At 38.7% G+C, this 11,735-nt stretch carries 11 protein-coding genes; 2 read left to right on the plus strand and 9 right to left on the minus strand.

What is annotated here, in order from left to right:
- Nucleotides 1-36: 36 nt before the first annotated feature.
- The 6 genes from EBF12_RS01110 to glyS form a co-directional block, all read right to left on the minus strand.
- Entirely contained in the window at nucleotides 37-354 is a 318-nt protein-coding gene (locus EBF12_RS01110; RefSeq protein WP_121726015.1) for a glycosyltransferase family 2 protein, read from the minus strand.
- A 2-nt stretch (nucleotides 355-356) separates the two neighbouring features.
- Entirely contained in the window at nucleotides 357-818 is a 462-nt protein-coding gene (gene bcp / locus EBF12_RS01115; RefSeq protein WP_121726016.1) for a thioredoxin-dependent thiol peroxidase, read from the minus strand.
- 72 nt (nucleotides 819-890) lie between these two features.
- A complete protein-coding gene (locus EBF12_RS01120) occupies nucleotides 891-1,805 on the minus strand; it encodes a tetraacyldisaccharide 4'-kinase (RefSeq protein ID WP_121726017.1) in 915 nt (304 codons plus the stop codon).
- Nucleotides 1,806-1,820: 15 nt separating this feature from the next.
- Nucleotides 1,821-2,648, minus strand: a complete 828-nt coding sequence (locus EBF12_RS01125; RefSeq protein WP_121726018.1) for an NAD+ synthase — start codon at nucleotides 2,646-2,648, stop codon at nucleotides 1,821-1,823.
- Between the two features lie 44 nt (nucleotides 2,649-2,692).
- The gene (locus tag EBF12_RS01130; protein ID WP_121726019.1) at nucleotides 2,693-3,805 is read right to left on the minus strand and encodes an ABC transporter permease; all 1,113 of its coding nucleotides are present in this window, start codon (nucleotides 3,803-3,805) and stop codon (nucleotides 2,693-2,695) included.
- Entirely contained in the window at nucleotides 3,802-5,892 is a 2,091-nt protein-coding gene (glyS, locus tag EBF12_RS01135; RefSeq protein ID WP_121726020.1) for a glycine--tRNA ligase subunit beta, read from the minus strand. Before glyS ends, EBF12_RS01130 begins: the two co-directional genes overlap by 4 nt.
- Nucleotides 5,893-5,993: 101 nt before the next feature.
- On the opposite strand from glyS, the gene EBF12_RS01140 reads away from it, so the two are divergent.
- Together EBF12_RS01140 and asnB are read left to right on the plus strand one after the other, a co-directional pair.
- A complete protein-coding gene (locus EBF12_RS01140) occupies nucleotides 5,994-6,719 on the plus strand; it encodes a hypothetical protein (RefSeq protein WP_121726021.1) in 726 nt (241 codons plus the stop codon).
- A gap of 63 nt (nucleotides 6,720-6,782) precedes the next feature.
- Nucleotides 6,783-8,669, plus strand: coding sequence for an asparagine synthase (glutamine-hydrolyzing) (gene asnB, locus EBF12_RS01145; protein ID WP_121726022.1), 1,887 nt, complete (start codon nucleotides 6,783-6,785; stop codon nucleotides 8,667-8,669).
- Between the two features lie 53 nt (nucleotides 8,670-8,722).
- Here asnB and tsf read toward each other — a convergent pair whose 3' ends face one another.
- From tsf to EBF12_RS01165, 3 genes are all read right to left on the minus strand, one after another.
- Nucleotides 8,723-9,790 carry a translation elongation factor Ts gene (tsf, locus tag EBF12_RS01150; protein ID WP_121726023.1) on the minus strand — a complete coding sequence of 356 codons (1,068 nt, stop codon included), beginning with the start codon at nucleotides 9,788-9,790 and terminating at the stop codon, nucleotides 8,723-8,725.
- 2 nt (nucleotides 9,791-9,792) lie between these two features.
- Entirely contained in the window at nucleotides 9,793-10,581 is a 789-nt protein-coding gene (gene rpsB, locus EBF12_RS01155) for a 30S ribosomal protein S2 (RefSeq protein ID WP_121726024.1), read from the minus strand.
- 797 nt (nucleotides 10,582-11,378) lie between these two features.
- Nucleotides 11,379-11,720 (minus strand): hypothetical protein, encoded by a 342-nt coding sequence (locus EBF12_RS01165; RefSeq protein ID WP_121726026.1) that lies wholly within the window; start codon nucleotides 11,718-11,720, stop codon nucleotides 11,379-11,381.
- Nucleotides 11,721-11,735: the final 15 nt, after the last annotated feature.

Below are 11,735 nucleotides of genomic sequence, written 5' to 3' on the forward strand. Positions count from 1 at the left end.
GCGTGATAATGCGAATGTTTTGATATTCATAAATTTCTAAAGCATTGCTTTTGCCCCCCCCCCATTAATTGTTCTATTTGAAAAAAAGCGAGCTTGAAACCAATAAATTCCTGTATTTCTCACATTTGATAAGCCGCCATTGTCTTTATCAATCAAAACAAAGCGTTTATCTCTAGCGACATACTCTTTGGCGATTGCGAGGCTTTGGTCTGTGCTGCCATCATTAACAAGCACAACTTCAAAATTTTGGTAGCTTTGATTTAAAACAGAATCTAAACATTCACGCAAATACTGCTCTACATTGTAGATTGGCACAACAATGCCCACTTTGTGCGTTTGGCTTTTATCCTGCATATTTATCCCTCCAAACTCTCTAGCACTTTTTGGGCGTGTCCTTTGGCTTTGACATTATAAAAGCTTTGTTTAATCACGCCATCTTTGCCAATAACAAAGGTGCTACGGATAATCCCCTGCACCTCCTTGCCATACATCATTTTTGTGCCATACGCCCCATACGCACTTGCCACGCTTTTATCCGTATCGCTAAGCAGTAGAATCTTAAGATTCTGCTTGGCAATGAAGTTTTGATGAGTTTTTGGGCTATCTGGGCTAATGCCTACAATCACATAACCTTTAAGCGCAAAAGATTCTATAAGCTCACTAAAATCTTGAGCCTCAATCGTGCAACCGGGTGTGTTATCCTTGGGGTAAAAATACACAATGACATTTTTGCAAAGCAAATCCTGCAAAGCAAACTCGCTCCCATCACTACTTTGTAGCCTAAAAAGCGGTGCTTTATCTCCTGCTTGAAGTCTCATTTTCACTCTCCTTTTAAAGTTTTAGTCATCAAGTATAAAGCAAGATTCTAGCGTTTTTATAATAATGTCGGTTTAGTTTTGGGATTCAAAGCTCATCACATACATTTTGATACGCTCTAAAATTTGAGAATCTATACTCAAACGCAGCCGCATAACACTTAAATCTAGCCCGCTACCGAAAAGCTTAACTTCATCTTTGCTTGTTACAAGTAATGAAGTGGCGTTATGCTCTTTTATAGAATCTTGCAGGGCTTGTATATCAAAGCGTGAGTGGTCATTAAGGGTAATCTTCCCCACCACAGAATCTGGCAAAAACGCATCAAGCCGTGATGGATTGGCAATAGCAGTGAGTAAAAGCATTCTCTCACTTGGAGATTCTATATTAACCTCTCTTTCATAGTCTATTCCCTCACGCACGAGAATATCAGCGTATTTTAAAGCACTTTTTATCTCACGATAAATACCACTTGGAAGACAAAATGGAAAGTAAGGCTTTAAAAGCGGCTCAAGTACGATATTAAGCTTTTTAAAGTTGAATCTAAATCCATCATCTAAAAATATGACTTTTGCTCCTAGCTCTTTTGCCTTATGCACGGCTTCCACACGATTTTTACATACAATGACACTTGCATTTTTTAGCTCCCTTGCAATGAGATATGGCTCATCGCCCGCTTCTTCTTGTGAGGTTTTAATCTCACCATTTAGACTTGCTATCACAAGCCCTTTAGATGAGCGTTTATAGCCGCGTGAAATAACGCAGACATTTGAAAAATTTTTTGCTACTTCAATGATAAAAGGCGTTTTCCCACTGCCTCCAGCGACAAGATTCCCAACACTAATGATGGGGATATGAAAATCGTGGAATGTAGAGAATCTCCGTCTTATAATTGAACCTATGGCATAGAGTAGTGAGATGGGCAAAAGAGCGATACTTAGGCATTTTTGTAAGAAGTTTGGATTATAAAAATATGAGTCAATAAAACGCATTGTGTTATTCCTTAACTATTGATGTGGAGTGCAAAAAGGACGGCTAAAGGCAAACACGCTTGGCATTGTGCGTTTAAAGGCATTTGCCCAAATTCTTTTGCAAAGTGAGTTGGTCATTTGGTGAGCAAAACCCCTAGATTCTAAAGTCCTTTGAATGCAGTCTCGCTCATCTTTTTGTCTTGCTTTTAAACCACCTAGATTCTCAAAGCATACCAAAAAAGCATCAATGTCTTCATAGCTATATCCTAAGTCATATTCATCACTTTGATTAGCAAATAAATCTGCACTTGGCTTTTTGTCTATAAGATTTTGTGGGAGATTGAGCGTTTTGGCAAGGGTAAAAATTTGTGTCTTATACAGGCTGCCAATAGGGTTTATCGCACAGGCTAAATCTCCAAAAATCGTTCCATAGCCTAACATAAGCTCGCTTTTATTGCTTGTGCCTAGCACAAGGGCATTTTCCGCACTTGCATAATCATAAAGCAATGCCATTCTAAGCCTAGCACAAAAATTCCCCATACGCAACTTTTGCCTATCATCTAGGCTGCCTTCAAGCCCTGTTTGTGCGGCAAAGTGGCTTTGGAATCCTTCAAGATTCACAACTTGAGAGGTGAGATGAAGATTTTGAGCAAGATTGAGTGCATCATCAAAATGAATAGAGCTTGAACTCTTGGAGGGCATTAGCAGAACTTTTAGATTCTCACTCCCCAAAGCTAAAACCCCAAGAGCTGCCACCACAGCTGAATCTATCCCACCGCTTAAGCCCAAAACTCCTTTTTTAAAACCGCGTTGTTTGAATTCTTCTCGTAAAAAAAATACACAAGAATCCACAAAATCTTTCATTTTTCACCTTTTGTTGTTTGTGTCATTTGTTTTCGTGTCGCACATTATAACATACGCTTTCTATAAATCACCCATACACTCGCACCAATATATAATAAGCACAAAAATAGTAGATTCAAAAAATATCCCCAAATACTACTAAACTCCGCACCCATTTGGTTGAGTTCCAAAAGTCCATTAATGCCGTGATAGGCTGGGAGAAACGCGATAATATCACTTGCCCAAGGAGCAATCTGGGCTTTGGGCCATATAAATCCTAGCAAAAAGACAATGGGCATTGAAGCAAGCATAATGATTTGTGTTGAGTAAGCACGCTTGGCTAAAAGTGTGCCAAAAAACACACCAAATGCGGCAGTGGAGAGAATAAAAGCTATGCTAAAAAGCCAAAAATCAAGAATGTGTGCATTGACATTTACGCCATAAAATTCATACGCAAAGCCAAAATAAAATGCAAAAAGCACGACATAGATTCCAAAAAATACAAAAATCTTTGATAGCACGATGAGAAGCGGATTGGCACTTGCATAGTAGTTTCTAATCCCTTGATTATACTGCTGATTTTGCGTCCCACCGATAATCCCAGCTCCAGCTATAAGCGTTTGGTGTAGGATAAAAATCAGCACAGGAGCTAAAGTATAGTTAATATAGCCCATTGATGGATTAAAGAGTGGAATAAGGCGAGGGGATAGAATCTCGTGCTTTTCTATTTTGATTGTAAGATTGGCATTAAATGCACTTATCACATCAGTAGCAGCATTGGCAATAGAGCCATAAATCAGCAAATATGATGCATTTGCCATAATGGATAGAGTGGGTGGAATCTGCTGATAGAGGTGTTTTTCAAAATTATGTGGTATGGTAATAAGCCCATAGATAAGATTAGATTCTATCATCTCTTGAGCCTTGCTTGGATTGTCTAAAACCTCCACAACCTCCAAATGCGGTGAGGCTCTAAAAAAAGTGATAAGTTCCCGCGATGAAGTTGAAGCATCATAATCAAGAATGGCGATTTTTTGCTTAGCAACGACATCATTATAATACGGCGTAGGATACAAAAAAAGATAAAAAAGTGAGCCACCAAAAATAATCAGCATAGCCGATACGGAGGTGAAAATATTTTTTGCCTCAAGCAAGAATATAGAGTAAAAATGCCTCACAATGTAATTTCCCTCATATCACCTATGCGGAGAAACTCGCTATGCACACTAAAGACAAGCATTTGGCGATTAGTTTTTATGGCGTTGTTTTCATCATTAACAAGCACGGAGTTAAAAAACGCCTCTAAGGGTTCTTTTAAACTAAAAAGTGCCCTAATTTGAGAATCTACATCTGCAGCAAGTGCTTGGGATTTAAGCGATTTTAGAGCTTGAAAAAGGGCAATTTCTTCAGGGAGCTTGAGTAAAGATTCATCAATATGCGTTGGCTTAATCTCATCGCTTAAAATATTTGCCACACGCTTAAAAAGGCTGACTAAGGCTTGTTTATCGCTTTTTTCAAAAAACGCATTAAGGGCTTTTGCATTGCGGATAATGCTTTTGAGATTAAGCACCCTTTTGCCATTGATACGAGCATTAAGCACACTGCGGATAATTGAAGGGTTGATTTTGAGCATACCCTCTAATCGCTCGACAAAAAACTGCTCTATGCGTTGCATATCACTTGGCTTGTAGCCCCCTGCTTGATATAATCGTGGCATATCATAAAGCAAGTCAAAGTCTAAGTCATAATGGTTAATGATTTTTATCACACCATTTGCCGCGCGTCTTAGGGCAAAGGGGTCTTTTGAGCCACTTGGAATCTTGTCAATACTAAAAAGGGCAAAAATATTATCAAGCTTAATACTTAGGGCTAAAATCGCACTTAGAATATGGCTAGGCAGGGCAGAATCTTCACCTGTGGGCAGGTATTGCTCCTTAATAGCAAGGGCAACAAGCGGGTGAAAGCAAAAATTTTTTGCATAGTAATAGCCCATAACACCCTGCAACTCGGTAAATTCATACACCATTTCGGTAAGCAAATCCGCCTTAGCATATTTCGTGGCTTGGGTGAGAATCTGCCTTGCTTCATCTTTAGGCATATCTATTGAATCTAAAGCAGGGGCAAAAGATTCTAAAAGGGCGTTAGCTAGGGCAGATTCTCGCTTAGATTTATCAAGCAAAGAGCCTAGATTTTCTACAAAAACAATCTGCTCTAAAAGCTCGGGTGTAAAGCCCTTTTTCAAGTCATTTTCATAGAAAAACATCGCATCAGCAAGTCGTGCTTTGAGCACCTTTTGATTACCCTGCACGATGGGGCTTAAATCTTTAGCCGTGGAGTTAGACACAAGCACAAAGCCATTATGAAGCACAGAATCTTTATAGGTAGCAAAGTAGCGTTGATTTTCTTTCATAGAAGTAATGATAACTTCACTAGGCAAGGCAAGGAAACTAGAATCAAAGCTCCCATACGCCGCTTGCGGATATTCTGTAATAGCTACAATCTCATTTAGCAAATCTATGTCAATTTCAACCTGAATCTTGTGAGCTGATTCAAGCTCGGCGATTTGGCTAAGGATTAGCTCTTTGCGTTTATCTTGGCTAAGAATGACAAAATTTTTCTCTAATGTGTCAAAATACTGCTCTATGGAGGCAATAGCCAAAGGCTCAAAGCTCACATCTCTATGCACGAAAGTTTGTGCTACTTTGCCAAAATGACGATCAAAGGCATTGACACAAATGCTTTGCTCCCCAAGCAAGATAAGGATATTTCTCACAGGGCGGATAAAGCCTTGCTCCACATCGCCCCAAAACATACTTTTGCCAAAATGCAGTGAATCTAGCCACTCCACAACCATAGATTCTAAAAGGCTAGAAGTCGCCACGCCACTTTGTGTAATGGCATAATACAGCACTTCTTTATTATCTTTTATTTTTGTTTCAAGCTCATAATCAAGGGGGAGATTATTTTTTTTATAAAAGCTCTCTCCTGCCTTGCTTAAGCCCTTTATTTTATCCCCATCAATATAGGCAATGCTAAGTGGGGGACCATAAGATTCTATAAGAGAATCTGGACTTTTTGCGGCAAAGCTCTCTTCATACAGCACAAGGCGTCTAGGCGTATAATACAATGTGGGTGAGGAGGTAATATTATGCTTTTTGGCGATAGTTTGCCATTTTTCAACAATATGCGGAAGCTCCTTTAGCAGGGGTAATGCAGGAAGCTCTTCGGTAAGAATCTCAATAAGCAATGGTAGATGTGATTTCAAGGATATTCCTTTTTTTTAGATATGATTGCGTGATTGTAACGGCATTGTCATTAAAAAGTGATTTAAAAGTGATAAGTTTTGTAAAAATTAGGGAGTGATGTGTGAAAAAAATTTGGCTTTATGTGTGTGTTGTGTGTGTGATTTTAGGCGAGATGAGTGCCTTGCCACTACATAAGATAGAGGGCAAGTGCGTTAAACCTAAGAAGTTTAATAAAAATCAAAAGCAAGTCATTTTGAAGGCATTTAAATATGGTGCAAAAGATGGCTTTGGCTATACGATGGCGGCTATTGCGTGGAAAGAATCTTGTGCGGGTGAATATAGGGTAAATTTTACTGATCCATCAGCGGGAATCTATCACGCACATATCCCGGGCATTATTAAAAAATATAAGCAAAAAGATTCTGCATTTATGCGAAATATGGTAGGAGAGCTGCTTATGCGAGATGATGAGTTTGCTTCACAAACCGCACTTGAAGAGTTAGGTTACTGGCACAAGGTGCGGAAGGGGAATTGGTATGAGGTGATAAAGTCTTATAACAAAGGCTTTAGCTGGGAAAAGGACAAAGAGCGTGATAAAATGGCACAGGCGTATTTTGAAGATGTTGCAAAGCGAGTAAAGGAGCTGCAAACCTATATCCCAAAAATCAGCTCAAGTGCATCAAGACTTGCCAAAAAGGACTATGCGTTGGAGTTTTTAAATAATGCCACACAGAGTGTATTAAGTGAAAATAATGCTATGATAAAAGATTCTGTGGCGAGTTATAGGCAAAAGCACAAAAATACAAAAAGCAAAGAAGAGCAAAAGTTTATTATCTTAGAGGAGTAGGTAATTTTAAAACTATTTAATGTAGAATCCTGTCCCTACATTATAAAGAATAAGGAGACATAAATGTGTGGCATACTTGGTAGCATTCCCTGCACAAATAAAACTGATTTTTTAAAGGCTTTACATACACTTCAACATAGAGGACCTGATGATTTTGGTATCCTAAGCGATACAAATATAACACTTGGGCATAGGCGACTTTCTATCATTGATCTAAGCTCAAATGCACATCAACCAATGAGCTTTAAAAATTCTGCTGGGGGGGGGGGGCAATACAGCATTGTCTTTAATGGTGAAATTTATAACTACATTGAAATACGACAAGAATTAAAAGCTAAGGGTTATGTGTTTCACACAGATTCTGATACGGAAGTTGTTTTAGCAAGCTTTGCAGAATGGGGTGAAAAATGTCTCCATAAATTTAATGGTATGTGGGCATTTGCTATTTGGAATCATACAAAACAACAACTTTTCCTTGCCCGTGATCGTTTTGGAAAAAAACCGCTCTTTTATAGTTTTGTTAAAGATGATAATGGTGGAGAAAAACTCGTTTTTGCCTCTGAGATGAAGGCAATCTATCCTTTTTTACAAGAAGTCAAACCATCAAAGAAGTTTCACACCCTTAGCAATATTGTGCATATCTTTGATTACGAACATACAAGCGACACACTCATTGATGGAATCTATCGCTTCCCATATGCTCATTACGCCTTTTATTCACTAGGAGATATGCACATTAAACCCATCCGCTACTACACAATCCTTGATTATCTTATAACACCCATACCTAGCTATCAAGAAAGTGTGGAAAAATTTAGAGCATTGTTTTTAGATTCTGTCAAACTGCGAATGCGTTCAGATGTGAGTATAGGCACAGCTTTAAGCGGTGGGCTAGATTCTAGCGCAACAATTTGTGCTATGGCATATTTGGGAAAAAATGATGTAAGAAAAGATTGGCAACACGCAGTTGTAGCTTGTTTTAAAGATACACCCCTTGATGAAAGTGGATATGCAAAAAAAGTTGTGGATCACATAGGCATCAAAGGGATTTTTGTGGAAATTGAACCCATCAAACATTGGGATAAAATTTATGAATATTTTTATTTGTTTGAAGATCTATACATCACAAGTCCTGTGCCTATGATTGCAGCTTATGGGGCTATTAAACAGAAAGGTGTGAGTGTTACACTTGATGGTCACGGAGCAGATGAGCTTTTTAGTGGATATGGACATTTGATTGAAGCACTTTGGGATAGCAAATTTAATCCAGCAATGGCTTTTGATGTTTTAACAACGCTTAATCAAACGCGAATGCCTACAAGCTCGGCATTTGCACTTGGAAAAGAAGCCTTTATGTATTATGTCAAAAAGACAATCAAGCATCTTATCAAATACAAAATGCCTATCTCGCAAGATTCAAATCATCCAAACTTTCAAGGGCTTGATTACTTTAGCCAACAACTTTATCTCATCTTTAGCGAGACCATTCTACCAACACTCTTAAGAAATTATGATAGATATTCTATGATTAATAGTGTTGAAATTCGTATGCCTTTTATGGATCATAGGCTTGTTGAGTTTGTATTTAGCCTACCATTCTCTTACAAACTTGGCAAAGGCTATACAAAAAAACTAATACGAGATGCACTTTGTCCTTTTATGCCCCCTGAAGTTGTATGGAGAAAAAGCAAAATTGGATTTAACTCGCCCATTATTCAGTGGATTCAAAGAAACAAAGCTCAAGGTGGGCTTAGGGAGTGGTTCTTAGACACGACACATTCTAAAGACTTTGTAGAATGTCCTTTAATAGAAAACGCAGTGGAAATTCAAAATACGGTAGCACATATCATTCAATCACAAAAAGACACCTTCAATGTTGGGGAGCATCTATGGTGTAAGATTAACCCATATTTATGGTATAAGAGTTTGGATCACGCAGTAAGCTTCTAGGTAGAGAGAAGGCACAAGCCAAAAAAAGGTATTGTGCCTAGCAAATATTAAACTTACTGCATTTGGGCGGCGACTTCAGCAGCAAAATCCTCTACTTTTTTCTCAATGCCTTCACCCAATTCAAAGCGGACATATTCAACAATCTCTATATTGTCATTAAGCTCTTGGGATTTAAAATCTAGCACTTGAGCGATTGTTTTTTTATCGTCCATTACATAAAACTGCCCTAAAAGTGTCATTCTTTGATCAAGCAAGGTGCTATCAGCAATAAAACGCTCCATTTGTCCGGGCAGAATCTTATCCCAAATCTGTTCTGGCTTACCTTGAGCTTTTAAATCCTCGCGTAATTGGGCTTCCTTAGCCTTTAGCACAGATTCACTTAATTCACTGCGGCTAATGTATTCTGGAATCTTATGCAATGGCTTACCAAGTCGCTGCAACTCTTCATTCTCTTTTTTTAGCTCCGCGATAATAGCAATCTTCTCTTTTTGGATAAACTCATTATCAAGCTCTGTGTAGCTCAATACTTGAGGCTTCATCGCTGCTGCGTGCATACAAATGCTTTTAGCCAACTCCACACAGGCATTTTTTGAAGAATCCTTGCTATACTTCATAGCAATCAGCACACCCACGCGACCATTAGAATGCACATAACCATTCACAATGCCATTGCCCTTTGCCTCTAAGGTAGTAACACGGCGGACAACGATATTTTCACCAATTTTGGCAATATTTTGTTGGAGATACTCTTCAAACTTTACGCCTTCAACACTCATACTTTGCAAACTTTGAGTGCAAGAAAGGGTATTGTCATACACGACTTTTGCTGTTCTCTCTACAAGCTCTTTAAATGTGTCATTTTTAGCCACGAAGTCTGTTTCAGAATTTATCTCAATCATACTTGCTTTGCTAAAATCACCCGCCACTTCTACACTCACAACACCCTCACTTGCTACCCTATCTGCTTTTTTAGCCGCTTTACTCAAGCCTTTTTCACGCAAATACTCTACGGCTTTTTGTATATCACCATTTGTTTCCACAAGTGCTTTTTTACAATCCATCATTCCCGCGTCAGTCATCTCGCGGAGTTGTTTTACAAGCTGTGCTGGAATATCCGCCATAATTACGCCTCCTCTTGTGTATTGCTTTCTTCAGCTTTTACTTCATCAAGCAATTCTTGCTTTTCAGATTCTGTTGCTGGAATCACTTCGCCTTGCTCATCTTGCAAGTCCTTGTTTTCAGCCCTGCCCTCTAAAATCGCCTCGCTTATCTCCTTACAAAAAAGCTGGATTGAGCGGATAGCATCATCATTACCCGGGATTGGATAATCCACCATATCAGGGTCGCAGTTTGTATCAAGTGGAGCGACAACGGGAATCCCAAGCCTTCTAGCTTCTGCCACAGCGATTTTTTCTTTTGCCGCATCAATGACAAAAATCATATCTGGGGCTTTTTTCATATGACGCACACCGCCCAAATATTTATCAAGCTTTTCTTTTTTGCGTTGGAGCATAAGCTTTTCTTTTTTTGTTAATAGGTCAATTTGTCCGCTATTTTCCATCTCTTCAATAATTTCTAACTTGCGGACTGATTTTTTAATTGTGCTAAAGTTTGTAAGCATACCGCCAAGCCAACGATAATTCACATACGGCGCATTCACAGATTCAGCATAAGTCTTTAGCGTCTCACTTGCTTGCTTTTTTGTCCCTACAAACATAATCACCTTGCCCTCACTTGCAGCTTCTTTGACAATGTTGTAAGTGTAGCGGAAATAACGCAAAGTCTTTTGCAGGTCAATAATGTGGATATTTTTTCTCACACCAAAAATAAAACGCTTCATCTTTGGATTCCAGCGGCGTGTTTGATGCCCAAAATGCACACCGCACTCTAACAGATCTTTCATTGTTACCATAGGTTCTCCTTAAAGTTTTGGTTTGTCCTCCATACCCCTTAGCAAGATTCTCACAATCCGCAGAATCCCGCAACCTAACAAGGATTGGTATGTGTGAATTTTGTTGCTTCCACTTCATTTTAGTTAAGCAAAAGCACACAAAAGGGCAGGATTCTAACCATTTTTGGCTAAAAGTTGGCTTATTTTGAAATGGCAATACGATAGTGACACACCACAATTTAAGCTTTGAGCCTATACACCACAATTATCACCAACACAAAATCAGTGAAATATAGGTCTGCTATCTATGGACTGAATTTGAGTTTGTTTTACGCAGTTTTTGTGCATAATTCCACAATCCACATAGCTTTAATATACTTTTTATAATGAGCTTTAAGGCAGTTGCAAATGGTCTTTGTTCGTGTGCATCAATAAAGCTTTGCAGCCATTTACTCCTTTCTTCCCAAACTTTATAATGTGTCAAATAAAGTGGGGTTTGTGTAGTAGGAAAATCAAAAAGATGAGCCTTGCTTGTATGCACAAATAGTAAAATATTTTGACTATACCAAAATGAGATACTCTCATTATTCCAAATTTGAGAACGGATGCAATCAATACATACATAATCATTTTGTGCAAATAGCTCTGCCCAATATGCTGGTGGCTGTTCATTGACGTGATGAACGCCACCTTGATAAGGAATGGCAGCAGAAAAGAGAATAATATCAGAAAGAGAGATTAAGAGTTTTATAAAATTTGGTGCATATTGTGCATATAAATGCTCGGCGACTTCAAAACTTTGTGCTAATTCAAAGGGTTTATCCGTGCGTTGGGTCCCCCCCCCCCGTTTGTTTGCTAATAAGTTTTGAAGCTACAAGCAAACTTTGTGTGTAATCTTGTGTTAAATCCACCTTGCCATAAGAATCAAGCGGTATATAACGCTCATCAGATTCTACATCATTGCCATCAAGCCCTACAAGTTTGATACTAGAATCTAGCTCTTGCCATACCTTAAGCCAAGTCCCAAGCCCACAACCTATGTCAATAACACTTCTTGGCTTATGCCACTTAGACACCAAGTCCAAAATACACTTTGCAGAGTTATATGCACTCTGCTGGTCGCCATAAAATTCTCTGTCATACACTTTTGTCAATTCCATTATTTTCTCCTTAAT

The organism is Helicobacter labetoulli, assembly GCF_003670275.1.
In the GTDB taxonomy this organism is placed as follows: Bacteria; Campylobacterota; Campylobacteria; order Campylobacterales; family Helicobacteraceae; genus Helicobacter_C; species Helicobacter_C labetoulli.

Bases quoted from the DNA above. Each gene is read 5' to 3' on its own strand.
- EBF12_RS01110 (WP_121726015.1), bottom strand. From the start codon at position 354: ATGCAGGATAAAAGCCAAACGCACAAAGTGGGCATTGTTGTGCCAATC.
- bcp (WP_121726016.1), bottom strand. From the start codon at position 818: ATGAGACTTCAAGCAGGAGATAAAGCACCGCTTTTTAGGCTACAAAGT.
- EBF12_RS01120 (WP_121726017.1), bottom strand. From the start codon at position 1,805: ATGCGTTTTATTGACTCATATTTTTATAATCCAAACTTCTTACAAAAA.
- EBF12_RS01125 (WP_121726018.1), bottom strand. From the start codon at position 2,648: ATGAAAGATTTTGTGGATTCTTGTGTATTTTTTTTACGAGAAGAATTC.
- asnB (WP_121726022.1), top strand. From the start codon at position 6,783: ATGTGTGGCATACTTGGTAGCATTCCCTGCACAAATAAAACTGATTTT.
- tsf (WP_121726023.1), bottom strand. From the start codon at position 9,790: ATGGCGGATATTCCAGCACAGCTTGTAAAACAACTCCGCGAGATGACT.
- rpsB (WP_121726024.1), bottom strand. From the start codon at position 10,581: ATGGTAACAATGAAAGATCTGTTAGAGTGCGGTGTGCATTTTGGGCAT.
- EBF12_RS01165 (WP_121726026.1), bottom strand. From the start codon at position 11,720: ATGGAATTGACAAAAGTGTATGACAGAGAATTTTATGGCGACCAGCAG.